The organism is Oerskovia jenensis, assembly GCF_016907235.1.
Lineage (GTDB): Bacteria > Actinomycetota > Actinomycetes > Actinomycetales > Cellulomonadaceae > Oerskovia > Oerskovia jenensis.
The window spans coordinates 2175297-2202128 of the sequence record NZ_JAFBBO010000001.1; the positions used below are offsets into that span (position 1 = coordinate 2175297).

Sequence of the window (26832 nt, forward strand, 5' to 3'; positions counted from 1 at the left end):
ATCGGCCGGGGCCCGAGCCCTGCTCCGAGCCTGGGGACAGGCCCTCAGCGGGGGAGGTAGCGCACGAGCAGGTCGAGGTAGCCGTCGCGGTCGAAGTCCTCGACGAGCGCCGCCTGGAGCATGCACCCCTGGCACGCGCTGACGAACAGCGGAGCCTGTTCGGCCGCGAGCGCGGCCGCCTCGGCCTCGCCGTGGCCGTTCGTGGTCCGGTGCCACACCGTGAGGTAGTCCTCGAAGGTCCGCAGGATGCGGTCGATGACACCCGCGGCGAGCTCGCGCAGCGCGGGGTCGGTCATGGCTTCTCCCCAGAGCTGGACGAGGATCCTGGGATCACGGAGCTCGCGCTGCACGCCGGTCATGAGGACCCGGACGACCTCGGCCGGGACCGGGAGCGGTTCGCTCGCGGCGAGCTTCTCGACGTCCAGGACCCGCGCGCCGACGATCCGGCTCGCCGTCTGGTGGACAAGCTCGGTCTTGCTCGCGAAGTAGCCGTAGATCGCGCCGGCCGACACCCCTGACTCGGCGATGATGTCCGCCATCGATGCGGCCTGGAACCCCTTGCGACGGAACACCCGCAGGGCGGCCTCGACGATCTCGTCGCGGCGCGCGGCTCGGTACTCCTCGGTCACTCTGGGCACGGCCCCACCATAAACCGAACGTTCGCTCTTGACAGGCGCGGGGAACGACCGCGAGTCTATAAAGAACGAACATTCGTTTTAAGGAGCCCGTCATGACCACCAGTCCCACGCGCCCGGGCACCACCCCCTGGCACCGCACGCTCGCGCTCGCGCTCGGCCTCGTGACCCTCGTGAGCGCACTGGTCCTGGCCTTCCTCTGGCCCTCGGTCACGGCCGACCCCCGGAACCTCCCCGTGGCCGTCGCAGGACCGCCCGAGCAGGTCGCCCAGGTCGAGGCCGGTCTCGACGCGAACGCCGCCGGCGTCCTCGACGTCACCGCCGTCACCGACCGCACCGAGGCCGTCGCGCTCGTCGAGGCGCGCGACGCGTACGGCGCGATCGTCCTGGGACCCACCCCGGAGGTCCTCACGGCCTCGGCCGCGAGCCCGGTCGTCGCCCAGCTCCTCGGGGAGCAGGCGAGCGCGCTCCAGGCCCAGGTCGACGCCGCAGCCGCCGCGCACGGAGCACCGGCCGGCGCGGCACCGACCGTCGTGGTGACCGACCTCGTGCCCCTCTCCCCTGACGACGCCCGCGGCACGACCCTCGCCGCGGCCACGTTCCCGCTCGTGCTCGGCGGGCTCGTCGGCGGCGTCGCGATCGCCCTCACGGTGCGCGGCACGCGACGCCGCCTCGCGGGGCTCGGGGCCTACACGGTCGGCGGCGGGCTGGTGATCGCGGCGATCCTCCACGGTCTGGGGGGCCTGCACGGTCCGTTCCTCGCCGACTCCGCAGCGGTCGCACTCACGCTCCTCGGGATCTCGGGCACGATCGTCGGTGCCGCCGCACTGCTCGGGCGCCCCGGGATCGCGGTCGGGCCCGTGGTCTTCCTGCTCTTCGCGAACCCGATCTCGGCGGCCGCGATGCCCGTCGAGATGCTGCTGTCCCCGTGGGGGACCGTGGGGCAGTGGTTCCCACCCGGCGCGTCGGCGACCCTGCTGCGCTCGCTGTCGTACTTCCCGGGCGCCGACACGTCGTTCCCCTGGCTCGTCCTCGCCGGCTGGGCGGTGCTCGGCGTCGGGCTGGTGCTCGCCGGGTCGGCACGGGGCCGCACCTCTCGCGCCCCGGAGGCGAGTGCCGGCGCCGAGGCGCCCGCGGTCGACGCCCTGGCGACCGTGCGCTGAGGATCGTCGGGGTGGGGGCCCTCGCGCCCCCACCCCGACCCCCTTCCGCCGTGACCGTCGAATCGATACGATCTCGTCCGTGCTCACCAAGATGACGGTCACCGACGACCAGCTCGCCCGCCTCGTGTCCCCGCTCGGCGAGATCGCCGCCGCCGCTCCCCTGGACGGCGGGCTGTTCGCCTCGACGTTCCGGGTCGACCTCACGGACGGCCGGCGCGTCGTCGTGAAGATCACGAGCGCCGACACGTCCCGCCTGCTGCGCTACGAGCACGGGATCCTCGGTACCGAGGAGACGGTGTACCGCCTCGTGGCCGACCGTCCTGACCTCCTGATGCCGCGCGTCGTCCACAGCGACTTCAGCCGGTCCGTGCTCGACGGCGACGCCCTGGTCGTCACGTTCCTCGACGGCGCCGTGTGGAACACGCTGCCCCCGCTCGACGACGACGCGACGGCTCGGGTCCACCACGACCTCGGCGCGTTCATGGCCCGCCTGCACACCGTCACGGGCGACACGTTCGGCTACCCCGCCCCGGCGTCCGGGATGAGCGCCGCGACGTGGCCCCAGGCGTTCGGCCTCATGGTCGAGGCGCTGCTCGCCGACGCCGGGACCTGGGGCGTCGACCTCCCCGTCGAGGCCCTGCGGGCCGTGGTCGCACGCCACCACGACGCGCTCGCCGAGGTCACGGTGCCGCGCCTGGTCCACGCCGACCTGTGGCCCGGCAACCTGTTCCTGTCCGACGCGACGTCCGGGTCGCTCGACGCGCCCTCGCCTCCACGCCTGAGCGGCGTGATCGACACCGAGCGCTGCCTGTGGGCCGACCCCCTGTACGAGCTCGCGGGCGCCGACCAGCTCGGCCTCGGCCCTGTTCCGCCGGCCCTCGCCGCGGGCTACCGGGCGGCAGGCGGTCACCTCCCGGTCGACGAACCGTGGTTCGCGGCGCCCACCCCGGGTGAATTCCGGCCCGACGGCGTCGCACCGGACGGGAGCGACGCCGTCGGGCGGGTGCGTCCCGGGGCGAGCACGCTCGGGGCCGGTGACGTGCGCCTGCTCCTGTACCGCGCGTACATCAGCGCGGTGCTCGTGACCGAGGTCGTGCCGCGCGACTACCAGGGCGAATGGGTCCAGGGCTACCGCGACACCGCCGCGGCGAACCTCGACGTGCTGCTGGACCAGCTCTCGCGCTGACCCCCCGGCTCCTTGTCAGAACCAGCGTGACCCCGAGGCCACGCTGGTTCTGACACGAACGGGTCGCATGGGGAGGAGTGCCCATACCGTCCCAGGGCAGGGTTGAGTCACGCTAGAGTTCGGGCAAGTTCACGATCACGTCAAGTGTTCGGGCGACCCGTGCTCGGCGGCGCGACGTGACGACCCCTGGGGGTATGCGGTGATCACGTTCGTCGTCGTCGGCATCGTCGGGCTCGTGCTCGTGCTGGTCTCGATGATCCTCGGGGAGTTCATCGAGCTCGGCGACGGCGCCGTCTCGGGGACCTCGCTGGGCGTCGGCGCGATCGTCTTCGGCGCGACCGGCGCGATCGTCGTGTCGAACGACCTGCCCGTCGTCCTCGCGTACGTGGGGTCCGCCGTCCTCGCGGTCCTCGCCGTCCTCCTCGTGCACCTGCTCACCACGAAGCTCCGCGAGTCCGACGACGCCGCCCCCGTCTCGCTCGTCGGCGTCCAGGGGACCGCCACGAGCGACATCTCGTCCGCGACGGGAGAGGTCTCCCTCGACGCCGCCCGCGAGCTCGAGCGGCGCCTCGCCTGGGCCGACGAGCCGATCCCCTCGGGCGCCCGCGTGGTCGTGCTCGAGCAGTCCGGCACCCGCGTCCGCGTCCGGCGGCACTTCCCCAACGACTGATCTCTCTCCGCGTGACCCGCCGGTGACCCCGGCCGCCCCACGAGCACCTCCCGCACCACCAGCAGGACCGGCACGACCGCACGACCCGCTCGCACGACCCGCCACCGAAAGGAGTCGCGCCGCAGGCGCGTACCGACATGCTCGAAGATCCCAACCTCGTCGGCATCATCGCCACGATCGCCCTGGTCATCGCGTTCTTCGCGATCATCACCTTCATCGCCAAGCGCATCCGCCGCGTGCCCCCGAACGAGGCCCTGATCATCGTGGGGCGCGGCGCGGGCCGCAAGGAGGCCGCGGGCACGGGCCAGCGCGTCGTCACGGGCGGCCGCACCTTCGTGTGGCCCATCCTCCAGCAGGGCTTCTCCATCTCCCTCGAGCAGCGCCAGATCGGCATCACGGTCGAGGGCGTGGACAAGAACCGCATCAAGATCGCGATCAAGGCGTCGATCAACTTCAAGGTCCGCGGCGACGAGGAGGGTGTGCGCCGCGCGGCCCAGCGCTTCCTGTCCCAGCAGGGCACGCTGACCGAGATCATCAAGGAGTCCCTCGAGGGCTCGCTGCGCTCGATCGTGGGCGACATGACGATCGAGCAGATCATCTCCGACCGCAAGGGCCTCTCGGACCGCGTCGTCGAGTCCACCAAGACGGACCTCTCGGAGCAGGGCCTGCAGGTCGACCTCCTCAACATCTCGGACATCTCGACGCCCGGCTCCGACTACCTCGCGAACCTCGGTCGCGCCGAGGCCGCTCGCGCCCGCCAGGTCGCCGAGGTCTCCGAGGCCGAGGCGCAGCGCGCGTCGGAGTTCGCCGCGATCGACGCCGCAGAGCAGATCGCCGAGCGTCAGAAGGCCCTCGACCTCAAGCGCGCGATCATCAAGGCCGAGACCGACAAGGCCAACGCCGAGGCCGAGGCAGCAGGCCAGCTCGCCCGTGCCGAGCAGGAGCGCCTGGTCGCGGTCGAGGAGCGCGAGGCCCTCGCCGAGCAGGCCCGCGTGACGCAGGAGCGCCTCGACATCGAGATCCGCAAGCCCGCCGAGGCCGCGGCGTACGCCGAGGTCCAGCGCGCCAACGCCCAGCGTGACTCGTCGAACGCGGCGACCGAGGCCGACGCGTACAAGCGCACCACGATCGCCGAGGCCAACAAGACCGCAGCGATCCAGGACGCCGAGGCGTCCGCCGAGGCCGTCCGCCGCGCCGGTGAGGCCGAGCGTGACCGCCAGGTCGCCCTGGCCGTCGGTATCAAGGCCGAGGGTGAGGCACGGGCGTTCGCGGTCGAGGCCGAGGGTCGCGCCGAGGCCGTCGCCACGGACGCCAAGGCCGAGGCGCTCAAGAAGTACGGCGAGGCAGCCCTGGTCCAGGAGCTCATCGAGCGGCTCCCGGAGATCGTCCGCGCCGCGGCCGAGCCCATCGGCAAGATCCAGGGCATGACCGTCATCTCGACCGACGGCGCGAGCGCGATCACCAAGAACGTCGCCTCGGTGCTGGGCGAGGGCCAGCAGGTCATCAAGCAGCTCACGGGCGTCGACATCAACCAGCTCATCGCCGGGCTCGCCGGCGGGCACCTGAGCGGCCAGTCGGCCTCGAACGGGTCGTCGGCCGCGTCGTCGGCCGCGTCGTCCAACTGACCCGTCCCTGACGGCGGTCGGCGCCGGGGTGGACCCGCTCGGTCCACCCCGGCGCCGCACGCCGTCCCGCCTCACACCTCACACCTCGGAGCGCCCCGCATGCTGACCGCCCAGCAGGTCCTGAACACGACGTTCTCCGCGACGAAGTTCCGCGAGGGCTACGACGTCGAGCAGGTCGACGACTACCTCGACCGCGTCACGGCGACGCTCACGGCGTACGAGGCGGGCGACCGCCCGGGCACGGGGCTGCTGACCTCGGCCGAGGCCCGAAGCGTCCGGTTCTCGGCCACCAAGTGGCGCGAGGGCTACGACGTCACCGAGGTCGACGACCTCATCGACGGCATCGTCGGCACGCTCGCTTCCTACGAGGCCGGTCCTGCGCAGGCGCCGAGCACCCCGCCACCGACCGGGGCGGCGAACGTCGCCGTCGGGCAGCAGGACTCTCCCGGCGCACCGGAGCCGACCGCCGGCACCGGCGCCGGCGGCAAGCCACTCGGCATCCACGACCTGACCACCCAGCTCCAGTACGCGCGTATCCGCGCGAACGGCAGCGACCGGCTCGTCGTGCTGCTCCCCGACGGCACGACGGCCTCCGTGACCGCGCTCGACGCGGGCCCGCACGGGATCACGCTCCGCACCGCACCCCAGGCATAGCGCAGGGCGGGGCGGCCTACGGGCGCCGCACCCGCAGCACCGTGTCGCGGATCGCGACAGGCCGCCCCTCGGAGTCCGCCATCTCGCGCGCGGGCGCCTCGTTGGTCTCGACGACCCACCCGTCGAGGTCGAGCTCGGCCAGCAGGTCGTCGCCCGTGTAGAAGAAGTGCTCGTCGAACTCGCGGCGCACGGTCTCGTGGTCCTCGGGGTGGTGCCCGACGAGGAGCAGACGCCCGCCCGGTGCCACGGCCTGCGCGAGACGCGGGAAGACCTGCCGGCGAAGGTCTGCGGGCAGGTGCATGAAGTGGGCCGTGACGAGGTCGAAGCGCTCGTCCCCCGGCTCCCACTCGACGAGGTCCGCCTGGCGCCACTCGATCTTCTCGGCCACGCCGGTGACGACCGCGTGGGCCGCGGCCTTCCCGAGCGCGACCGGGGAGATGTCGAGCCCCACGACGTCCCACCCCTGGCGTGCGAGCCACACCGAGTCGGCCCCCTCGCCCGCACCCACGTCGAGCGCGCGACCCGGCGTCAGGTCCGCGGCCTGCGCGACGAGCTGTGGGTTCGGGTTGCCGCTCCACACCGCCTCGGTCGAGCCGTAGCGCTCGTCCCAGAACGCCTGGTCGAAGTGGTGCTGCTGGTGGCCGTGCTCGTGGTTCTGGTGGTCGTGCGCCACGCGGGCTCCTCGGGTCGGGACCGGCCGTGGGTCGGTCGTCTTCCCCGACCTTGACGCCTCGGCGGGCCCGGGTGCAAGCGGCCTTGCCGTTCCGGCAAACGCGGATCCGGCCCGGGCGACGCTCGCACGGGTCACCCGATCCAGCCGAGCCACACCACGGCGTCACGCGCGAGCAGGAACCCGACGATCCCCACGACCCACGCCGTGGTCGACGCCGCGTTCTTCGTCATCCACGCGTTGAGCCGGTCGAGGAGCGGCCCCACCTGGCGGGCCGCGAGGACGCGCCCTGCCAGGAGCACCAGCGCGGGCAGCACCATGACGACGCAGTACCCGGCCAGCACGACCGCGGTCGCAGGCCATCCGAGGTCCGAGCGCGTCATCATCCCGATCGCCGCGAGGTACGGCAGCATCGACGCGAGCTCGATCGCCGCGGCCGCGAGCGCCAGCCCCATGAGGGCCGTGACCGAGCCGGTGCGCGGCGCGGTCACGACGCCCGGGTGCGCTCCGCCGTCGGGCAGGGGCGTGAGGCCCGACGGCGCCGCTCCGGTCTCGCTCGACGCACCCATCGCGCGGGCCCGCCACCGCAGGACGCGGCCCCCACCGTCCGACGAACCCTTGGACCGCCGGTCGAGGCGGAAGCTGTACGCGACGAGCGCGGCCCCCACGAGGAGCTCGACGATCCGGGCGGGCCGCGTCTCGAACAGCCGGCCGAACCCTTCGGCGAAGGCCCCAGCCCCCAGCGCGATCACGATCCCGACCACGAGGTAGAACCCGACGATCGTGCCCAGGTAGACGAGCAGCCGCGCGACCCGTACCCGGCCCGGGGTCATGAGCAGCCAGACCGGGATGAGCAGCGTCCCGAAGCTCGTCGAGTCGACGAGGGCCAGGACCACGAGCGCGCCGAGGAGCGGGAGAAGTTCCATGCCGCCACCCTTGCGCGGGAGAAGAGGGGCGTCGTCGGGCGGACGAGTGATCCTCGGGACGGCGGACGCCGCGCCGTACATCGTTCGAGCGATCCGCACGCGGGGCCCCTGTGCTGAGATGGGAACGTGCCCGACCCCCTGCCTGCGCCCGCCGACACCGCCGCGGCCGACGCCCCGGTGGCCGACGCCTCGCGCGTGCGGCGGTTCCTGCGCCGGGTCGACGCCGGGTTCCGCGACGACGGGCCCGGCGGGGACCCGTACGACGCGGCCGGGACGTTCGTGCTCGGGGTCGCGCTGCTCGCGGTCGGGGTCGTCGCGGTGTGGTCCTTCCCGCCGTTCGTCGAGCCGGCCAACCGGTGGTGGCACGTCCTGCCCCTCGCGGTCGGCTGCCTCCTGCTCCTCGTCAAGCGCCGACACACCGCCCTCGCGCTGGTCGGCGGGCTGCTCGTCCTCCTCGCGGACATCGCGATCGGGGGCAGCCTGAGCGTCCTCCTCGTCCTGTGGGAGCTGCTCTTCGCGAGCGGGCTCTACGGGAGCAGGCGGCTGCGACGTGTCGTCAACATCGTCGTGACGGTGCTCGTCGCCGCGGCCGCCGTCGCCACGGCCGAGTACTTCCGGGACGTGCAGGGGTTCGTCCTGGGAGGGATCCAGGCGGCCGCGATCATCGCGACCCCCCTGTGGTGGGCCGCGAACGTGCGGCAGAAGACCGACCTCGCGGACCTCGCGGCGCAACGAGCCGACCTCGAGGCACAGCGCGCCGACCTCGAGGCGCAACGGGCCACCGACCTGGAGCGGATCGCCGAGCTCGGCCAGCACGAGGCCGTGCGGGCCGAGCGCGCGGCGATGGCGCGCGACCTGCACGACGTCATCGCGTCGCACCTGTCGGCCATCGCGATCCACTCGGGGGCCGCGCTCGCGTCGCCGCCCGACGCGGCCAAGGACCGGGCGGCCCTCGAGCTCGTGCGGTCGAGCAGCATCACGTCGCTCGAGGAGATGCGCGCCATGATCCTGCTGCTGCGCTCGGACCTTCCCCGCGACCCGGCCCCCTCGGCCGGGCCGTCGGAACGTGACCGGGACGGGGACCGGCTCCGTCCCGACCACCGGTCCACGGTGCTCGCGGGCGAGGCCGTCGCAGCCCCCGCGCGCCTCGCCGGGCTCGACGACGTGATCTCGTCCGCGCGCGCCCAGGGCCTCACGGTCGAGGTCGACGACCCCGACGACGCCCGGGCGGCGCGCCTCCCGTCGGCTCTCGACCAGGCCGCGCACCGGATCGTGCAGGAGGCGCTGACGAACGCGTCCAAGCACGCCCCGGGGGGCCGGGTGCGGGTCGTGCTCGGGCTGGGCGACCTCCCCGAGCAGGTCCTCACGGTCGAGGTCACGAGCACGCTGACCGCCTCCCCCGGGCCGCTGCCCCCGAGCCTGAGCGCCCGCACCGGTCTCCTCACGATGCGCGAACGCGCCGAGGCGCTCGGTGGCACGTTCCGGGCGGGCTCGACCGAGGCGGGCGACGCGTGGACCGTCCGGGCCGACCTGCCGCTGGGGCGGTCCTGCGCGGAGGCGTCCGGACGCACCCCGCCCGCCCTCGACCCCGCCGACACCCCTGGAGCCCCCGCATGATCCGTGTCCTGCTCGCCGACGACCACGCCGCGATCCGGGCCGGGCTCCGGTTCCTGCTGGACGCGGCCCCGGACATCGAGGTCGTGGGCGAGGCCGCCGACGGCGCGGCGGCGATCACGAACGCCCGCGCCCTGCGCCCCGCGGTCGTCCTCATGGACCTGCGCATGCCCGGCGTCGACGGCATCGAGGCCACCCGCACGATCGTCACCGAGCGACTGGCCGAGGTCCTCGTCCTGACGACGTTCGACCTCGACGAGTACGTCGACGAGGCCCTGCGCGCGGGGGCCGCGGGGTTCCTGCTCAAGACCGCGGAGCCCGCGGCGCTCATCGACGCGGTCCGCCGCGTCGCGGCCGGCGACGGCGTCCTCGCCCCCGAGGTCACGCGCCGCCTCCTCGCGGCGTTCGCGTCCGCCCCCCGGCCCGACGGCGCCGCTCACCTCCCGGGGCGCGCTGCGCCGTCGGGCCAGGGGATGCCGGGCGACCCGCGACTGTCCGACCTGACCCCGCGCGAGACGGACGTCCTCGCGGCCCTGGGTCGCGGGCTGTCCAACCAGGGCATCGCCGACGAGCTCGTCATCAGCGAGGCCACGGCCAAGACGCACGTGTCGCGCGTGCTCGCCAAGCTCCAGGTCACGACCCGCATGCAGGCGGCCATCGTGGCGCGGGACACGGGACTCGCGTAACGCGCGCCCTCTGCCCGCGCCGAGAAGTGAGTAATTGCCCCTGAATCGCGGGATTCAGGGGCAATTACTCACTTCTCGGCAGGGGTGGGACGGCGCGTCAGGCCGACTCGACGATGTGGCCGCGCTTGATGACGAAGTCGTCGCGCATGTCCTCGAGCTCCTTGCCGCGCGTCTCCGGGATCTTGTAGAAGACGAAGAACAGCGACAGCAGCGCGAAGAACGCGTAGAACGCGTACGCGAAGCTCAGGCCGATGTCGGCCAGCACGGGGAACGTCGTCGAGATCGCGAAGTTCGCGACCCACTGCGCGGCGGCAGCGACCGCGAGCGCGCTCGCCCGGATGCGGTTGGGGAACATCTCCCCCAGCAGCACCCAGACGACCGGCCCCCACGACGCCCCGAAGAACACCACGAACGCGTTGGCCGCGATGAGCGCGACCGTGGCCCAGGCACCGTCGAGCGAGGCCGTGGACGTGCCGTCGGAGGCCGTGGTCATCGTGGCCTGCGTGAACGCGATGGCCATCATGCCGAGCGAGACGAACATGCCCGCAGACCCCGCGAGGAGCAGGATGCGGCGGCCGATCCGGTCGATCAGGAGGATCGCCACGATCGTCACGACGATGTTCGTGACCGACGTGATGACAGAGGTCAGGAGCGCGTCGTCCTCCGAGAACCCGACCGACCGCCACAGCGTCGTCGAGTAGTAGAAGATCACGTTGATGCCGACGAACTGCTGGAAGACCGAGAGCAGGATGCCGACCCAGACGATCGGCTTGAGACCCAGGCGCTTGCCCCTCAGGTCCTTGATCGACGCCTTCGTGTCCGACTTGAGAGAGTTCTCGATGTCCGCGATCTTGTGGTCGACGTCCTGGACCCCCGTGAACTCACGCAGGACCTCGGCCGCCTTCTTCGTCTCGCCCTTCGCCACCAGGTAGCGCGGCGACTCCGGGATGCGGAGCGCGAACAGGCCGTACGCGACCGCCGGGACCGCGGCCGCCATGAACATCCAGCGCCGCGCCTCCTGGCCCAGCCACAGCACGTTCGACGCGCCGCCCGCGGCCCCCGCCAGCGCAGCGTCCGTGAGGAGCGAGGCGAAGATACCGGTCACGATCGCGAGCTGCTGCAGAGAGCCGAGCCGGCCGCGGATGCGCGCCGGGGAGACCTCGGCGATGTACGCGGGCGCGATGACCGACGCCGCACCGATACCCAGACCCCCGACCACGCGCCAGATGATCAGGTCGACCACCGAGAACGCGAGACCCGAACCGAACGCCGACACGAAGAACAGTGCCGACGCGATGAGCATGACCTTGATGCGGCCGATCTTGTTCGCGACCGGCCCCGCGAACCAGGCACCCACCGCACAGCCGATGAGCGCCGACGACACCGCGAAACCGGTGATCGCCGCGTTCAGCTCGAACGTCTCGGACAGCGAGTCGACGGCCCCGTTGATCACGGCCGTGTCGAACCCGAACAGGAAGCCACCCAGTGCGGCGGCCAGGCTGATCCCGACGACCTTCTTGTTCAGCCGCTTGGCCCTGGCCTGGGCCTGTGCGTCCCCAGCCGCTCCCGCGTCGTTGCTGGTCATGACGACCCCCTCCGTGTCAGGTTGTCCTTTGACGATAGTGAGGAGAGGGCGTGGTCGCGCGGTGAGCGACCGTGGTGAGGGTCACGCGGCAGGTCACGGTTGCTCGTGGCCGCTCACGGCACCGCGTCGAGGACCATCCAGGTGACGTGCGGCGTCGGGCCGACGGCGCCGCCCGGGTCCCAGACGGCGTCGCACCCGTCCGGGCCGCCCGAGACAGCGCCCCAGTCGAGACCTGTCGCTCCCGTGACGTACGCGATCGCGACCGCGGCGTCGTCGCCCGCGACCGCCGGCCACGAGAGCCCGGTCACGACGACCCACGTGCCCGGGACCTTCCAGTACTCGACGGGTTCGTCGGCGTCGACGCCCTCCAGGCCGAGCGCTGCGACGAGCTCGCGCGTCCGGGCTGCGGCCTCGTCCGCGTCGCGCGCCTCGACGTGGGACCGCAGCGTCACGTGACGGTGGCGCAGGCGGTCGCCCGGCCAGGTGCGTCCAGCCGTCTCGGGCGCGTGCTCCTCGACAGCGAGCCGCCTCCCGTCGTCGGCCCGGAACCAGCCCGTCGGCACGATCCGGTCCGCAGGGACGCCGACGAGGTCTCCCTCGCCGTCGAGCTCGACCGCGAACGACCAGGGGCGACCCCGCCACGGGCGGACGACCCCACGCACCACGCCGACGCCCGCCTCCGCACCCGAGGGCGCGAGCACCCGGACCTCGTGCCCCCACCAGACGGCGGGCGGCTCCTCGTCGGTCTCCACCAGGGGACGGTACCGCGGCGTCCCGTCGCCGAGAGTGCAGTTCGGGCTGTCGTCCGGCGCGTAGGACGACCCGAACTGCACACTCGGCGAGCGGCCTCGGGAACCGGCGCGACGTCGTCGGGCCATCTCGACCGGAGGACTCGCCGTCCCGCACCGCTACCCGGCCACGGACCGCGCCGCCTCCCGACGCGCGTCGGCCGCCGCCCGCAGGACTTCGGCCGTGCGGTCGTCGGCCGGGAGGAACGTCTCGATCGTGAGCTCGGACAGCGTGACGTCGACGGGCGTCCCGAAGGTCGTGACCATCCCCAGGAAGGCGAGCTCGTCGGCGCCGTGGCGCAGCCGGAACGGGATCGCGAGACCGCTCCGCTCGGGGTCGGCCGGCCCTGCGCCCGCTGCGGGCACGGCCGGGACCGGGTACGCGTCGACCTCGCGGTGGAGCTCCGCGAGGTCGACGTCGGCGCTCCACTCGACCTGGCGACGCAACCGGCCCAGCAGCTCCCCGCGCCAGCGGGCGAGGTCGACGACGTGCGGCGCCATGCCCCGCGGGTGCAGACCGACGCGGAGCACGTTCACGGGCTCGGTCAGGAGGTCCTCGTCGACCCCGTCGAGCAGCACCTCGACCGACGCGTTGGCCTCGATCAGCGTCCACGTCCGGTCCACGACGAACGCCGGGAACGGGTCGTGCGCGTCCAGGACGGCCCGCAGCGACAGCCGCAGGGACTCCAGCGCCGCACCGTCGACCGGGGTCTCGGGGTGGGCGGGCGCGTACCCGGCGGCCAGCATCAGGCGGTTCCGCTCGCGCAGCGGGACGTCCAGGACCTCTCCCAGCCGGGCCACGAGCCCCGGGCTCGGCCGGGACCTCCCGGTCTCCACGTAGCTCAGGTGCCGGGTCGAGACGTCGGCCTCGATCGAGAGCGCGAGCTGGCTCACGCGCCGGCGCTCGCGCCACCCGCGGAGCAGCGCGCCCACGGAGGTCTGCGCCGGCGGGGTGGCGGGCGTGCGGATCGCCGTCCGGGGCGCAGGGCCCGCAACGGCCGGGACCCCGGTCACCGAGGGCCGCCCAGGCGGCGCAGGGCGACCGCTTCGGTGATCGTGATCCACAGGACGGCGACGGCCTGGGCGGCCACGAAGAGGACTCCCCAGAGCGTGGGCGACCAGACCAGCAGGACGGCGACGCTCGCGGCCATCCACGCGCAGTTGGCGACGACGACGGCCCGCGCGGCGCCCCGATGGAGGGGAACGGCGTGCGCGGTGAACCACAGGAAGGTCGCGAGGACCACGAGCACGACGCCCGCCCCGACCAGGAGCGGGACGGGCAGGCCGAGGGGGCCGGCGAGCGGGACCGCCGCGACCAGCAGCAGCGGTGCGCTCACGAGCCCGGCGACCGCGTCGGTACGGATCGCCCGCCGGAGGTCGGCCTCGGGGGCCTCGGGCCCGGGGTGGGACGCGGCGGTGCGGGCGGGAGCGGGACGGGGAGCGGGATGCATCGTTACCTCCGGTGGGCGGGCGTTGTGGGTCCCACTCTCGGGCGGACGCGTGCACCCTGTCGATGACCTCGGAGGTCATGCTGACGCCCCAGAAACCGGCGCCCCCCAAGGGAGACCCCTCCATGCCCCCTGCCGGATGGCTGGCGCGTAGTCTGGATGCGACGAGCGCCGGCCATCCATCGGAGTTACTCGCTCCTTCGCAGAAGATCAAATTCCCTGCCGTTTCGCGGGACCGTAAGGCTTGCCACCAGCACCACCAGGGCGAGACACGCCAAATAGCTCGCACCTCCACGGAGAAGGGCTTGCTGAAGAGCGACAAGAGATCCATCTGCCACATGATGAATAGTGAGCAGCGTGGAGGCGAGGCTCGGTAGAATCGTCAAAGCAGCCTCGGCCGCACCGATCACCACAAGGCCGACCCGAGGCGCACCGCAGGTTGAATAAAGAGCTAACTCGCGCGAACGCATGCGAAGCATGAGCGCCGTGACGAGCGAAAAGAACACGGCTGGAGCAAGCCACAGCAAGCGGTCCGGCCGTCCTGCTTGAACGGACTCAAGATCAGGTACCGCGACGTCGGTCAGAGGCGCCACGATCACGGGACCCGTAAACTCAGTCGACAGGATCACTGAAGCCAACGCTCGATCGATGTCCCTAGAGAACTCCACGAGACACTGGCCTTGCACGGCAGAGCCGACTTCAACAAACACAATGGCCCTCGAGGCCGACTCGGCACGGGGGCTTGCCGAACCTAAGCTCACGCTCGAGCTTCTCCCCGCGATGTTCACCCGGTGGTCGGGGCCAAGACCTAACTCATCCGCTGCGCCCGCGCCGACATAGAGCGACGAATCATACACTGGCCTGAAACCTAGAATTTCCAACGCGCCACTAGTTGCCAAGAATGAAGCGAAGACTCCTGCAGGCTGCTCGTCGACGACGACAGAATCTGATGCCGCGATGCCTCCCGATTGCTTGACTATCTCACCGATAGAACGCAGAGCGCCACACTCCTGCCCCGAGACGCCACCACTTTCTCCGACTCCGGCGTCGGCTGCGCTCACAAGATAGGCGCGACCGCCCGCGTCAACCGCCTCGCGATGCTCGCGCAGCATGCTCTCGTAGAACTGGGCTTCCCGTGCACCCAAGAAACCAAACGACAAGACGGCTATTATCGCCAGCACAAAGAATCGCCAAGGAGTGGCAAGGATGTTCGCGAACGCCTCTTGAATGCACAGGAATATCAACCTCATCGGTCTGCGCCAAGAACTACATGGAGCCGGCACGCGCCAGCCACGACTAGATCGTGCGTGGCGAGCAAGAGCGTCACAGATGGCGCAACGGAGGATAGGGCGGCAATCACGGATGCCGTGTTCTCACCATCCAGCGATGCGGTCGGCTCATCGGCGAGAATGAGTTTTGCACCTCGGACCAGAGCGCGAACGAGGGCGACGCGCTGCACCTCTCCCCCGGAAAGAACCGAAACATTCTTCTGCACCGCAGACGACAGCCCCATCTCGGCCAGGAGATGGAGCGCCAGATCCACCGCACTCACGCTGTTGGTAGGCGCAAAACGGGAAGCTAGCAGGACATTGTCAAGAACGGATCTACCAGGCAGGATCGTCGGCGTCTGGGGAATCCACGCGATGCCGACCTCCGAGCGTAGGCGCGTACGCATACGCGCCGACAGTCGTGAGTACGTCTCGCCGTAGAACGAGAGCTCTCCAGACGACCAGTTCGTCTGTAGACCGACTATTGCCATCAGCGTTGACTTGCCGCTTCCCGATGGGCCCGAAATGGCGACGGACGACCCTGCCGGGACCTCGAACGAAGTGGGGTGCAAGACTGTCAGGTTCCCCAACTTCTTCTCGACCCGATCAAGCTTGACCGCCGCATGCGGGCTCAAGAGTCTCCCAAGCAGATCGTGTCCAGCTTCGACGAAACGGGATTCGCAACATACTCGACGGTGGACTGCTGCGACAGTTCAAAGAGGCCAACCCCTGAAGCGGTGTCGCTCGAGAGGACATCCACACGTTGGGCCGCGTGCCCCTGCTTGTCCTTCACGACAAGACACTCGCCCGCTGTCGTGCTGACAATCGCGTGCGACGAGACCTTCACTAGAGACTCCGGGTAGACGATCGACAACTGTACGGGCACCTCGACCGTGAGTTGCGCCGGCTCAGACCCTTGGAAAACGCTGGAAAGAAAAGGCAGCGTGACTGGATTGATAGCGATCTCGCCCGTTGGACCCACCTCGGCTCGGGCGTCGCCCAGTGCAGCGGTCAGCACCGAGCCCTCTGGGCTACTCGCTAGTGAGACAATGTGTGCGCTGCTTATCGTCGACTGGAGGGTCGCTATCGATTCGCCTGCGCCCGGCGCTGGCTCCCCCACTGCAACGTCGATGCTTCCGAGTACGCCAGACGGGTGCGGTATCCAGATGGTCCAACTAGGAGAGAATGTCGACACCTCCTCTGGTTTGAGTGGAGGTACGCCGATGTACTCCCGGAACTTTTTCAGGGCGGATGCCGTGCGGGAGTCGAACTTTTCAGGTTGCTTCGGCAGCGACCGCATGTAGCCCAAGTCGAGAAGCAGGCGATTCAGGGCTCGCACGTCCTCGCCTGTATCGCCTTCTACTAGTTCCCGGAAGAACGGACCGGAATGTGCCGCGATTCGCTTGACACCTTGCACCTCCAAGACGACTGTTCCGGTCTCGAACGTTGATCCGGCGACTGCCACTACATCTGTCACCACTCCGTCCCAAGCAGGAGCAAGCAGCACCTCGGAGGGAGTCCTAGACACGGCCAGCTGGGTGGCGACGCTGCGCGTCTCGCCGCTGGCAGACGCTACTACGTAGATCGGCGCCTCGGCGGCCGCGAGCTCGACATCCAGGTTCTTCGCTGTCTGATACAGATAGACGGTGGCTGCGGCGACGATCGCTAGAAACGTCACCATCAGGACACCGGCGGTACGCACTCCTGCTGGTGGGGGGATCGAGTTCCTCAACGACAAGGTTCAGCCCGCCTCAAGCTGCTCTAGGGCATCGCTGAGTCCCGGGACGGCGGTCACGGTCGCAGTCTGAAGTTCGAGTGAGCACTGTTCGACGAGCTCGAGCCGCAAGGGCGGATCTGGTTCAGTACGGTCTGCCTTGACGGCTTCCTGGAGGACTTTTGTCGCCTGTTCATACGAATCCTCTGGGGCGATCTCCTCATAGCCTGCGTCGTGTGCGCACGAGACAAACCCGCTTTTGGCTGCCTCGAGCTCGGAAGCGCTGGGCTGCTTCTGAAGAAGCCAGACAGCATCAATAGCGTCGACCTCCGCCCGGCAGTCCTCTGCGAGTTTCGACTTCGAATCAGCTTCCTCATCTGAGCCCGCTTCAAATTCGACTACCACGCCGCTGATGCCGGACGCAAGACCAGTCGATTCGGTAGCAAAGCCCTGCGACTCCAAGCACTCGATGTATGATCGCGTGCCATGCTCCAGTTCGTCCTGGCTCACCACTTTGTCAGACAGAGCATCTTGCTCGATGGAACTGAGGCTGGATAGCAGCTCAATCGCGCGAGCATCGATCTCGGGCGCTCCTTGAGCAGACGAGCAGGCGGTCCCGATCAGCAGAATGGCGATTGCCCCGAGACCGATGGCGGCGTTCCGTTGGTGCAACATTGTGGCCTTCCAGAATTTGTGGGGCGATTCGACTACTGGTTTCTTGCCAGCTTTAGCCGGGTCACCAGGTCTTCGAGCTTTACCAGCTCCTGATCGATCATCTTTCCGCCCTGCTTGGTGAGCTGGTACCAATTCTTACGGCCAAGAGTGTTTCGCCGATTTACGTACCCGGCTTCTTCGAGTGCGCGAAGGTGGCGCCCCAGGTTCCCGTCCGTGAGTCCGAGCTCAGCCTTCATGTACTGGAACGTCGCATACTCAGCTTCGGTAAGAAGTGCGAGTATCGATAGGCGAGTTCGTTGGTATGCGAGCTCGTCGAGGCTCTTCACGACCTGATGTGCGCCATCACTTGTCATTGGATCGTTCTCGCTTCAGTTCCTTGGCACCCAGGTACCAGAAGAGCGCAATAGATCCTAGATCGAGGGCCAGCATGACGAGACGGCTGTCATCAATCGCTGAGATGTAGGAAAGGACTGTCGTCACTGCTCCGTATCCGAGCAAGATCAAAGAGCTGGCGAACAGTCGCCTATTGCTCGAAACGATCGCGAGAAGCACAAGCAGCAATGCGAACGCTAGTTCTGGCCGAATGAAGTACATCAGGATGCGCCCGCCGAGGAACAGGACAATTGCGACCAGCGCGAGCACCAGAAGCGTCTGACGGAGGCCCCGGATCGCTCCGACTCTCCATCCTCTCGCACCCAGAAGGCTGGCGATAACAAGCGGAGTTAGCGCGAGAAGGGGGACCCAAGTGGTGAGCTTTGGGGGGTCGACCGCAGCCCCGACGAGCATCCCGATGGTGATTGCAGCCGCTGCCGTAAGGAGCGGGATCGAGGTAGCCCGAGTCTGGCTCTGTATCGCGTTTAACGCCATCTTTGAAAACATCCATAGGGTTGAACTCTCTCGGAGAGAGTATCGTCTCTTGCTGGGCTGTGCAAGTGGGGTTGTCGACCGCGCGGTAAGCACGCGTGGCTGGTCGGGCAGAGCCTCGCTCCCGACCTGATGCACATGGCAGGTCGGGAGCGAGGTTTGGAGCATTGCGTTACGCCGAGATCCGAACGCACGCGTAGTTGGAGAAGGTGTTGCTGCTGGCGTCGTTCTTCGAACGCCCGCAGAAGTCGCTGCCGTTCGCCATGTTGCCCGGGGCCTTCCAGATGACGTCCACCTGCAGCGGGTTCAGGACGCATCCGCTCGGGTTGCTGAGTCGGTAGGCGTAGCTGACGGTGTTAATCTTCTTGTACTTGAACTCATGCGAACGGGAACAGATGTTCGCATTCCATCCCACCCCCGGAAGGTAAGAGCTCTCTGCCTGCGCGACATTGAGACCACTGCCGACCACGGAGATGCAGTTCTGTGCACCCCACCCGCCCGGCGCTGCGGTGCAGCCTTCGGCGGCGCTCGAAGGGGCCGCCGTGGCGAACATGGTTGCTGCTGCGACGAAAAGGACCGCCAGGGCCCTGCTTGTGCGCTTCAAGATTCCTCCTGCTGATAGCGACGTTGCGTCAGGTGACGTGTCTGGAATCTAACAGATTCTTTGGGAGCTTGGGGCTCTGCCGCGAGGTCCCGCATCACTTTCTTTTGGAGAGCATTTCGTTGCAGATTTGTTTGCGGATTTGCTTGAAGAGTTTTGGGCATGACAAATGATGGGCGGTGGTTTGCACGTTGTGCAGCGTGACGGTTGACCTACGGGAGACATCGGTGTCGGAGAACGACTCTGGCGATGATCTCGTCTCTGCAGGACTGTCCTCCTGGCGCGGGTCGGCGGAAGGGGCCGCCGCGCGATCTGTTGCGCCTAGCGCCGCAGAGGAGGGACAGGCAGGGAGTGCTCCATCTGAGCTCGGCGTAAGGCTAGGCCGATGGAAGGCGTCAGGGCGTGGGGTGCGTGTCGTACGGCCAACTGCGACTCCGTCGTCGGGAAGGTAGATGGTACTGATGTACAACATCATCTAACCAGAGTTTGTGTCGGCTCGCGAGGGGTTGCGCAGTGGGGAGGGCGACTGCGGTCGCGAGGCCGCAGGAGCGGCAACATGGCGCTCCCAGGTGCGAGTTCGGCCGTGTGACGATCCAGGCCGATGGCCATCGCGTGGACATCCAAGCGATGGGCGAGATCCCTCCTGCACAGACGTGTCAGGCGCGCAACGTGCACGCCGCGCCCGCACCGATCGCGCAGGCGCGGAAGCGCGCGGTCGGCGAGGATGCGAGACGCCCCTGACGATCTGTGCTCGACCCGGCGGCCTCGCCCCCTACCACGAGATCATCGAGGTCCTCGATGCTCCACGGATCGGCCTGGTAGAGGGCACCCGCTTCGGCGACATGTTCTCCAGAGCCGACGACCGAGCCCCTGAGGATGTTCACCCCACCGGCTTCGACATCTCCCGACCGCGTTCCCGCCCGGCCCGGTCCGCCCTACGGCTCGGGGTGCAGCGCGTCGTACTTGAGGAAGCGCGGCTGCGCCCGCAGGATGAGCCACACCACGACGATGCAGGCCAGGCCGCCCGCGACCGCGGCCCACGCCTCGCCGAACCAGCTCGCCTGCGCACCGAGCACGACCTCGCCCAGCCGCGGGCCGCCCGCGACGACCACGATGAAGACGCCCTGGAGGCGGCCGCGCATGTCGTCGGGGGTCGCGGTCTGCAGGATCGTCTGGCGGAAGACCGCGCTCACGGCGTCGGAGGCCCCCGCGAGGGCGAGCGCGACGCACGCCGCGACGAGCCCGCCCACGAGCATCTGGGGCGGGTTCGTCGAGCCGACCAGGAGCAGCACGGCACCGAACGCCGCGATCGACAGCCCCCACGCCGTGATGGCCCACGCGATCACCAGCCCCTGCCAGCGCACGCGCGACAGCGCCCCGGAGAACACCCCGGCGAGCACCGCGCCGACCGCGAACGCCGCGCTCAGGATGCCCGTCGTGGTCTCGCCGCCGCCGATGAACAGGACGCCGACGGCGGGCAGCAGCACGCGCGGGAAGGCGAGGATCATCGCGGCGAGGTCGACCAGGAAGGTCGTGCGGACGTTGGGCCGGGTCGCGAGGTAGCGCAGCCCGTCGATCACGGAGCTGATGCCGACGACCTTGCGGCGGGGTGCGTCGTCGATCGTGACCACCGAGCTGTCAGAACCAGCGTGACCTGGAGTGCTCGCTGGTTCTGACACGTCACCGGTAAGGACGGGTGGGATCGACGGCAGCCGCCACACGGCCCACAGCGCGGCCGCGAACAGCACCACGTCGATCGAGTACGCGATCCCGTACCCCCACAGCGCCACGAGGAACGCACCGAGCAGGGGTCCGACGGTCAGCGCGATGCTCCACGAGATGGTCTGGAGCGCGTTCGCGGCGGGCAGCAGCCGGGGCTCGACCAGTCGCGGGATGATCGCCGAGCGTGCGGGGTTGTTGATCGCGAACGCCGCGGACTGGAGCGCGACGAGCCCGTACAGGACCCCCACCGAGCCGACGTCGAGCCACGCCTGGAGCGCGAGCAACCCCGTGACGATCCACAGCGCCCACGACGCGAGGAGCGCGACCTTGCGGCGGTCGTAGGCGTCGACGAGCGCGCCGCCGTACAGGCCGAGCGCCACGAGGGGCACGAGCGCGAAGATCCCGAGCACGCCGACCGCGAGCGTCGAGCCCGTGAGCGCGTACACCTGGAGGCCCACGGCCACGACCGTGAGCTGGGAGCCGAGGTTGGAGATCCCGAGCCCCCACCACAGCCGGCGGAACGGCGGGGAGACGCGGAGCGGGGTCGTGTCGGCAAGGATGCCGTCGAGGCGGGGCACGACCGACGAGGCTACCTCGCACCGGCCGGAAAACCGTCTCCCGGGGCGACCGTCTCACGACGCGACGCCCGCTCACCCGTGGCGCGCGCCGCCGTCGGGCCTCCTGCGGGCGGGCCGGGCCTCACGCCCTGAGCGCGGCCCGGACCTCTCCGACGAGGGCGGCCATGGCGCGCTCGGCCTCGACGGGGTCGCCCGCCGCGACGGCGCGGGCGACGGCCTCGTGCTCGTCGAGGGCCTCGGCGACCGGGGCCTGGGGCATGAGGCCCAGGTGCGTGCGGCCCGCGAGGACCTCGCTGACGACCTCGTGCAGCGCGGCGAACATCTCGTTGCCGCACGACGTCAGGAGCAGGGCGTGCAGGCGGACGTCGAGCACGAGGAACTCCTCGAGCCGCCCGGCCTCGCCGAGCTCTCGCATGCGTGCGGCGAGCTCGACGAGCTCGGTGCGGGCCTCGGGGGTCGCGTGGCGCGCGGCCCCGGCGGCGGCGAGGGGTTCGACGGCGCAGCGCAGCTCCGTGAGCGACCTGAGCTGGGCGTCACGGCCGGGTCCGGCGAGGCGCCAACGGATGATGCGTGGGTCGTAGACGTTCCAGTCCTGCTCGGGGAGGACGACGAGGCCGATGCGCCGGCCCGAGCGCACGAGGCCGAGGGCTTCGAGCTGACGCATGGTCTCGCGGGTCACGGTGCGCGAGACGCCGAACTCGGTCCCGATCCCGTCGAGGGTCAGCGTGCTTCCCGCAGGGAGGTGACCTGCGGTGATGCGCTGGCCGAGGACGTCGGTCACCGAGCTGTGGAGCACCGTCGCGGACATGGGTCGAGCCTACGGCTTCCATCATTGGTCACACCATTGTTTGCCAAAGGTGATACCAATCATGCATGCTCGAACAGCGGCCGCAGAGGTCCGCGCACGACGCAGCAGTCGACAGGCCAAGGAACCCCTCATGGACACAGACGTCACACCCACCCCGCGCCCGGGGGACCTCGATCCGCAGGTCCACCTCGTCATCATGGGCGTCGCGGGCTCGGGCAAGACCACGGTCGCGACCCTGCTCGCCGAGCGCACGCACCGCCCCTACGCCGAGGCCGACGAGTTCCACCCGCAGGCCAACATCGCCAAGATGAGCGCGGGCACCCCGCTCACGGACGAGGACCGCTGGCCCTGGCTCCGCGCCATGCGCGACTGGCTCGACCAGCAGGCCGCCGAGGGCGACTCCGCGGTCGTGACCTGCTCGGCGCTCAAGCGCACCTACCGCGACCTGCTCCGCACGGCCCACGGCCGCGTGCGGTTCGTGCACCTCACCGGGAGCCCCGAGCTCCTCGAGGAGCGCATGACCCACCGCAGCGGGCACTTCATGCCCGCGTCCCTGCTGCCGTCCCAGCTCGCGACGCTCGAACCCCTCGCGGACGACGAGGACGGGATCACGCTCGACGTCGGCACCCCGCCCGAGGAACTCGTCGAGCAGATCCTCGCGAGCAGCGCCCAGCCCCACCCCACGATCCCCCGCTCGCCCCGCCACCTGGCGGGCGACCCCCGCACCGACACCGACACCGAGGAGCGATGATGCTCACCCTCGCCTCGCACCCGCTCACCGCGGGCGCCCTGCGCGCAGCCACCGAGACCCCCACGACCGACGCCGGGACGACCCAGCTGATCCTCGCGGCCGTCGTCGGGATCGCGACCATCATCGTCCTGATCGTGTGGCTCAAGCTCCACCCGTTCCTGTCCCTCATGATCGGCTCGGCGGTCCTCGCGATCGTCGCGGGCATCGACTTCGTGAGCGCGTTCGTGAGCTTCTCGGCGGGGCTCGGCTCGACCGTCGCGGGGGTCGGCGTCCTCATCGCGCTCGGCGCGATCATCGGCAAGATGCTCATCGACTCGGGCGGCGCCGACCAGATCGTCGACACGATCCTGGCGCGCACCCCCGTGCAGCGACTGCCGTGGGCCATGGCCCTCGTCGCGTTCGTCATCGGCATCCCGCTGTTCTTCGAGGTCGGCGTGGTCCTGCTCATCCCCGTGGTCATGATGGTGGCCCGCCGCTCGAAGATCTCCCCGATCCTCGTCGGCATCCCGGCCCTCGCAGGCCTGTCCGCCCTGCACGGTCTCGTCCCCCCGCACCCCGGCCCCCTGCTCGCGATCGACGCGCTCGGCGCCAACCTGGGCCTGACGCTCGGTCTCGGCCTGCTCGTCGCCGTGCCGACCGTGATCGTCGCCGGACCGTTGCTCGCCAAGCCGCTCGCGGTGTGGGTCAAGCTGCCCCCGCCCACGACCGTCCTGGGCGTGAGCGAGCGCGACGAGAGCGCACCCCGTCCGAGCTTCGCGGTCGCCGTCACCGTGGTCCTGCTGCCCGTGATCCTCATGCTGGCCCGGACCGTCGTCGAGATGACGGGGACGATCGAGTCGCCCGTCGGCAAGGGCCTCGAGTTCATCGGGACACCGCTCGTCGCGCTGCTCATCACGGCGCTCGTGTCGCTCGTCGCGTTCGGCAGCGCGATGGGCCGCACGCGCGACGAGATCAGCACGCTCGTCGACAAGTCCTTCGCCCCGATCGCGGGCATCCTGCTCATCGTCGGCGCGGGCGGCGGCTTCAAGCAGACGCTCGTCGACTCGGGCGTGGGCGAGGTCATCGCGAGCGGCATCTCCGACGCGAACCTCTCGCCGCTCCTCGCGGGCTGGCTCGTCGCGGCGCTCATCCGGGTCGCGACGGGGTCCGCCACGGTCGCGACCATCACGGCCGCCGGGATCATGGCCCCGCTCGCGGTCGGCCTCTCCCCGACGCACGCCGCGCTCCTGGTCCTCGCGATCGGCGCGGGATCGGTCTTCCTGTCCCACGTGAACGACGCCGGGTTCTGGCTCATCAAGGAGTACTTCGGCATGACCGTGGGGCAGACCTTCAAGACGTGGTCCGTCATGGAGTGCGTGCTCTCGGTCGTGGCGCTGGTCGTGATCCTGCTGCTGGGCCTGGTCGTCTAGCGCAGCTCACGCGAGCCTCGGGCCCGACGGCGGAGCGCGCCTCCGCCGTCGGGCCTTCGTCCTGCGACCCGGCTACGCGACCGTCGCCCCGAAGACGAGGCCCAGCGCGTACGTCGCCGCTGCGGCCCCGAACCCGATCGCGAGCTGCCGCAGCGCCCGCTTGACGGGCGACGCGCCCGACAGCAGCCCGACCGTGGCGCCCGTCCCGAGCAGCGCGATCCCCACGAGCGCGCTCCCGACGAGGATCGCGACCCCGCCCTGGAGGCCGAACAGGTACGGCAGCACGGGGATGAGCGCGCCCGACGCGAAGAACAGGAACGAGGACACCGCGGCGCCCATCGCGGAGCCGTGCGTCTCGAACTCGTCGTCCTCGGCCGGGGGCGCGATCACGGTCGCCGCGGTGTACGTCGCCAGGACCTCGCCCGCGTGCTTCTCGGCCTCGTCGGGCGCCAGTCCCCGGGCCCGGTAGACGAGCGCGAGCTCGTTCGCGTCGACGTCGAGGTGCGGCAGCGCGGCCGAGGCCAGGGGGCTGGGCGTCGACGCGTCGAGCAGTTCGCGCTGCGAGCGGACGGACACGTACTCGCCCGCTCCCATCGACAGGGCGCCCGCGAGCAGCCCCGCGAGGCCCGACAGCAGCACGGTCGCGTTCGACGCGCCCGACGCCCCGATCCCGAGGATCAGCGCGAGGTTCGACACGAGGCCGTCGTTCGCACCGAACACCGCGGCGCGGAACGTCCCCGACATGCGCATGCGCCCCCGCGTCGCGAGACCTCGCACGACCTCCTCGTGGATGCGCTCGTCGGCGGCCATCGTCGCGGTCGCGTCGGCGTCGGTCTCGTACGTCGACCGCGCCTCGGCCCGTTGCGCGAGCGCGAGCACGAACACCCCGCCGAAGCGCCGGGCGAACAGTCCGAGCGACCGTGTGCGCCAGTCGCCGCGCAGCGGCTTGCCGACGTCGTCGCCGAGCAGCGCGAGCCAGTGGTTCTCGTGCCGCTTCTCGGCGTCGGCGAGCGCCAGGAGGATCTGCTTCTCCTCGCCCGTGCGGCGCGAGGCCAGGTCACGGTAGGTCGCGGCCTCGGCACGCTCGTCGGCCAGGTAGCGGCGCCAGCGGCGGATGTCCTGGGGGGTCCGACGGCGGTCCGCACCTGCGTCTGCGGGCACGCCGGAGGTCGGGGTGGCGGGGGGAGTCATGCGTTCATCATGGCAAGAAAAGGCCCTCCGTGGGTTTCGGGATCCCCAACTTTTCCGCACGGTTCTGCGGTTCTCGGGAGTTGCGACAGCCCGCGCGGGGGTGCGGCGTGGTTGGATCGGAACATGTCCGAGAACACCGAACGCACCCGTCCTGAGGTCGACGCCCCCGAGGGCCCGGCCCCCACCGAGCTCGAGGTCACCGACCTGATCGTCGGCGACGGCGCCGAGGCGCAGCCCGGCTCGACCGTCAACGTCCACTACCTGGGCGTCGAGTACGACTCCGGCGAGGAGTTCGACTCGTCCTGGAGCCGCGGCCAGTCCATCAACTTCCCGCTGCGCAGCCTCATCGCCGGCTGGCAGCAGGGCATCCCGGGGATGAAGGTCGGCGGGCGCCGCAAGCTCGTCTGCCCCCCGGAGCTCGCCTACGGTCCGGCCGGTGGCGGCCACCGCCTGTCCGGCAAGACGCTCGTCTTCGTGATCGACCTGCTCGGCGTCAGCTGACCCCTGGTCACGTGGCGCCCCCGCTCCCCCGGTCACCGGTGGGGGCGGGGGCGCTGTGCGTGTACCGGCCCGAGCTGTCAGAACCAGCGTGAGCTCTGGGTCACGCTCGTTCTGACACCGCCCGCGAGGGCCCGACGACGGAGCCCGCCTCGCGCGCCCGGGTGCGCGACGGCCTCGGGCACGGCTCGTTGTCAGAACCAGCGTGAGGTCTGGGTCACGCTCGCTCTGACATCACCCGCGGGTGTGCGAGCCGCGGTCCCGACGCCCCGGAAAGTCGGGGACAATGGGCGCGACGGACTTCCGACTCCGATGAGCGAGGACGCACAAGTGATCACTGTCAGCACCGACGGCTCGTGCCTGGTCAACCCGGGTGGAGCGATCGGTTGGGCGTGGATCAACCACGACGGAACCTTCGACTCCGGTGGCGCAGCCTCCGGGACGAACCAGATCGCGGAGCTCCAGGCTCTGCTCGAAGCGGTACGCGCCCACCCCAGCGCCGAACCGCTCCTCATCGAGTCCGACTCCCAGTACGCCATCAAGTGCGCGTCGGAGTGGCTCGAGGGCTGGAAGCGCAAGGGCTGGCGGACAGCCGGCGGCAGCCCCGTGAAGAATCTCGAGCTCGTGCAGGGCATCGAGGCCGCGATCCAGGCGCGCCCCGGGCCCGTACGGTTCCGGTGGGTGCGCGGGCACGTCGGCAACCACTTCAACGAGCGGGCCGACCAGCTCGCCGGGCTCGCGGCGCAGGACTGGGCCGCAGGACGCGGCGAGGAGCGGGCCACGCTCGCGGGGACCGACGACCTCGTGGCTGCACCGGCGGCCAAGCGGCCGGTCGCTGCGGGCCGTCCGGCCGCCAAGGTCGGGGCGAGCGCCGCGTCCAAGGCCGCCGCGGACGCCTGGACCGAGTCGACGCTCTTCGACTGACCCTCGCGAGCTGCCGAGAACGGGTTCGAGGTCGCCACCGCGTCGGTGGCGACCTCGAACCCGTTCTGGACGAACACCGCCGCACCGGGCGGCGGCTCGGCAGGATGTCCCCATGAGCACTCCCCCACCCGAGGCCCTGGTCCGTGAGTTCTTCGCCGTCGTCCGCTCGGGCACGGCCC

General features: G+C 70.3%; 28 protein-coding genes. 11 read left to right on the forward strand and 17 right to left on the reverse strand.

Going from position 1 to position 26832, the window contains the following annotated elements; all coding sequences use genetic code 11:
- Positions 1-44 precede the first annotated feature (44 nt).
- Positions 45-638, reverse strand: a complete 594-nt coding sequence (locus JOD49_RS20730; RefSeq protein ID WP_205307004.1) for a TetR/AcrR family transcriptional regulator — start codon at positions 636-638, stop codon at positions 45-47.
- Between the two features lie 92 nt (positions 639-730).
- Here JOD49_RS20730 and JOD49_RS09740 point away from each other — a divergent pair, with 92 nt between their 5' ends.
- The 5 genes from JOD49_RS09740 to JOD49_RS09760 all read left to right on the forward strand — a co-directional run bounded on the left by JOD49_RS09740 (position 731) and on the right by JOD49_RS09760 (position 5933).
- Positions 731-1798, forward strand: a complete 1068-nt coding sequence (locus JOD49_RS09740) for an ABC transporter permease (protein ID WP_205307005.1) — start codon at positions 731-733, stop codon at positions 1796-1798.
- Between the two features lie 79 nt (positions 1799-1877).
- Positions 1878-2984, forward strand: coding sequence for a phosphotransferase family protein (locus JOD49_RS09745; RefSeq protein ID WP_205307006.1), 1107 nt, complete (start codon positions 1878-1880; stop codon positions 2982-2984).
- A 199-nt stretch (positions 2985-3183) separates the two neighbouring features.
- Positions 3184-3654 (forward strand): NfeD family protein, encoded by a 471-nt coding sequence (locus tag JOD49_RS09750; RefSeq protein ID WP_205307007.1) that lies wholly within the window; start codon positions 3184-3186, stop codon positions 3652-3654.
- Positions 3655-3791: 137 nt separating this feature from the next.
- Complete coding sequence (locus JOD49_RS09755) at positions 3792-5279, forward strand: flotillin family protein (RefSeq protein ID WP_205307008.1); 1488 nt, start codon at positions 3792-3794, stop codon at positions 5277-5279.
- 99 nt (positions 5280-5378) lie between these two features.
- Positions 5379-5933, forward strand: coding sequence for a DivIVA domain-containing protein (locus JOD49_RS09760; RefSeq protein ID WP_205307009.1), 555 nt, complete (start codon positions 5379-5381; stop codon positions 5931-5933).
- Between the two features lie 16 nt (positions 5934-5949).
- On the opposite strand, the gene JOD49_RS09765 is transcribed toward JOD49_RS09760, so the two are convergent.
- Positions 5950-6606, reverse strand: a complete 657-nt coding sequence (locus tag JOD49_RS09765) for a class I SAM-dependent methyltransferase (protein ID WP_205307010.1) — start codon at positions 6604-6606, stop codon at positions 5950-5952.
- 131 nt (positions 6607-6737) lie between these two features.
- Positions 6738-7529, reverse strand: a complete 792-nt coding sequence (locus JOD49_RS09770; RefSeq protein ID WP_205307011.1) for a GAP family protein — start codon at positions 7527-7529, stop codon at positions 6738-6740.
- A 126-nt stretch (positions 7530-7655) separates the two neighbouring features.
- On the opposite strand from JOD49_RS09770, the gene JOD49_RS20735 reads away from it, so the two are divergent.
- Both JOD49_RS20735 and JOD49_RS09780 read left to right on the forward strand, forming a co-directional pair.
- Positions 7656-9146, forward strand: coding sequence for a sensor histidine kinase (locus JOD49_RS20735; RefSeq protein ID WP_205307012.1), 1491 nt, complete (start codon positions 7656-7658; stop codon positions 9144-9146).
- Positions 9143-9829, forward strand: coding sequence for a response regulator (locus tag JOD49_RS09780; RefSeq protein ID WP_205307013.1), 687 nt, complete (start codon positions 9143-9145; stop codon positions 9827-9829). Before JOD49_RS20735 ends, JOD49_RS09780 begins: the two co-directional genes overlap by 4 nt.
- Before the next feature lie 97 nt (positions 9830-9926).
- On the opposite strand, the gene JOD49_RS09785 is transcribed toward JOD49_RS09780, so the two are convergent.
- The 13 genes from JOD49_RS09785 to JOD49_RS09840 all read right to left on the reverse strand — a co-directional run bounded on the left by JOD49_RS09785 (position 9927) and on the right by JOD49_RS09840 (position 21880).
- Positions 9927-11414, reverse strand: coding sequence for a sugar porter family MFS transporter (locus JOD49_RS09785; RefSeq protein ID WP_205307014.1), 1488 nt, complete (start codon positions 11412-11414; stop codon positions 9927-9929).
- Positions 11415-11527: 113 nt separating this feature from the next.
- Complete coding sequence (locus JOD49_RS09790) at positions 11528-12166, reverse strand: hypothetical protein (RefSeq protein WP_205307015.1); 639 nt, start codon at positions 12164-12166, stop codon at positions 11528-11530.
- Between the two features lie 156 nt (positions 12167-12322).
- Complete coding sequence (locus tag JOD49_RS20100) at positions 12323-13135, reverse strand: helix-turn-helix domain-containing protein (protein WP_307822478.1); 813 nt, start codon at positions 13133-13135, stop codon at positions 12323-12325.
- A gap of 77 nt (positions 13136-13212) precedes the next feature.
- Positions 13213-13653, reverse strand: coding sequence for a hypothetical protein (locus JOD49_RS20105; protein ID WP_239525187.1), 441 nt, complete (start codon positions 13651-13653; stop codon positions 13213-13215).
- A 185-nt stretch (positions 13654-13838) separates the two neighbouring features.
- Positions 13839-14900, reverse strand: coding sequence for a hypothetical protein (locus tag JOD49_RS09800; RefSeq protein WP_205307017.1), 1062 nt, complete (start codon positions 14898-14900; stop codon positions 13839-13841).
- Positions 14897-15553, reverse strand: a complete 657-nt coding sequence (locus tag JOD49_RS09805; RefSeq protein WP_205307018.1) for an ABC transporter ATP-binding protein — start codon at positions 15551-15553, stop codon at positions 14897-14899. The genes JOD49_RS09800 and JOD49_RS09805 overlap by 4 nt, the downstream gene beginning before the upstream one ends.
- On the reverse strand, positions 15550-16599 hold the full coding sequence (locus JOD49_RS09810; protein ID WP_205307019.1) for a peptidoglycan-binding domain-containing protein: 1050 nt from the start codon (positions 16597-16599) through the stop codon (positions 15550-15552). Before JOD49_RS09810 ends, JOD49_RS09805 begins: the two co-directional genes overlap by 4 nt.
- A gap of 60 nt (positions 16600-16659) precedes the next feature.
- Positions 16660-17307 carry a hypothetical protein gene (locus JOD49_RS09815; RefSeq protein WP_205307020.1) on the reverse strand — a complete coding sequence of 216 codons (648 nt, stop codon included), beginning with the start codon at positions 17305-17307 and terminating at the stop codon, positions 16660-16662.
- A 32-nt stretch (positions 17308-17339) separates the two neighbouring features.
- Entirely contained in the window at positions 17340-17633 is a 294-nt protein-coding gene (locus tag JOD49_RS20530; RefSeq protein ID WP_205307021.1) for a transcriptional regulator, read from the reverse strand.
- A 16-nt stretch (positions 17634-17649) separates the two neighbouring features.
- The gene (locus JOD49_RS09825; RefSeq protein WP_205307022.1) at positions 17650-18186 is read right to left on the reverse strand and encodes a hypothetical protein; all 537 of its coding nucleotides are present in this window, start codon (positions 18184-18186) and stop codon (positions 17650-17652) included.
- A gap of 157 nt (positions 18187-18343) precedes the next feature.
- Positions 18344-18775 (reverse strand): hypothetical protein, encoded by a 432-nt coding sequence (locus JOD49_RS09830; RefSeq protein WP_205307023.1) that lies wholly within the window; start codon positions 18773-18775, stop codon positions 18344-18346.
- 932 nt (positions 18776-19707) lie between these two features.
- On the reverse strand, positions 19708-21072 hold the full coding sequence (locus tag JOD49_RS09835) for an MFS transporter (protein ID WP_205307024.1): 1365 nt from the start codon (positions 21070-21072) through the stop codon (positions 19708-19710).
- Positions 21073-21193: 121 nt separating this feature from the next.
- Positions 21194-21880, reverse strand: coding sequence for a FadR/GntR family transcriptional regulator (locus JOD49_RS09840; protein ID WP_205307025.1), 687 nt, complete (start codon positions 21878-21880; stop codon positions 21194-21196).
- A 130-nt stretch (positions 21881-22010) separates the two neighbouring features.
- Here JOD49_RS09840 and JOD49_RS09845 point away from each other — a divergent pair, with 130 nt between their 5' ends.
- Together JOD49_RS09845 and JOD49_RS09850 are read left to right on the forward strand one after the other, a co-directional pair.
- Positions 22011-22631 carry a gluconokinase gene (locus JOD49_RS09845; RefSeq protein WP_205307026.1) on the forward strand — a complete coding sequence of 207 codons (621 nt, stop codon included), beginning with the start codon at positions 22011-22013 and terminating at the stop codon, positions 22629-22631.
- Positions 22631-24040 carry a GntT/GntP/DsdX family permease gene (locus tag JOD49_RS09850; RefSeq protein ID WP_205308913.1) on the forward strand — a complete coding sequence of 470 codons (1410 nt, stop codon included), beginning with the start codon at positions 22631-22633 and terminating at the stop codon, positions 24038-24040. The genes JOD49_RS09845 and JOD49_RS09850 overlap by 1 nt, the downstream gene beginning before the upstream one ends.
- Positions 24041-24112: 72 nt before the next feature.
- Here JOD49_RS09850 and JOD49_RS09855 read toward each other — a convergent pair whose 3' ends face one another.
- Complete coding sequence (locus JOD49_RS09855; protein ID WP_205307027.1) at positions 24113-25231, reverse strand: VIT1/CCC1 transporter family protein; 1119 nt, start codon at positions 25229-25231, stop codon at positions 24113-24115.
- Between the two features lie 123 nt (positions 25232-25354).
- Between JOD49_RS09855 and JOD49_RS09860 the strand changes: the two genes are divergently transcribed.
- Entirely contained in the window at positions 25355-25732 is a 378-nt protein-coding gene (locus JOD49_RS09860; protein WP_030151190.1) for an FKBP-type peptidyl-prolyl cis-trans isomerase, read from the forward strand.
- Between the two features lie 327 nt (positions 25733-26059).
- Positions 26060-26653: a ribonuclease H family protein gene (locus JOD49_RS09865; protein WP_191789880.1), complete on the forward strand. Its 594-nt coding sequence runs from the start codon at positions 26060-26062 to the stop codon at positions 26651-26653.
- Positions 26654-26832 lie beyond the last annotated feature (179 nt).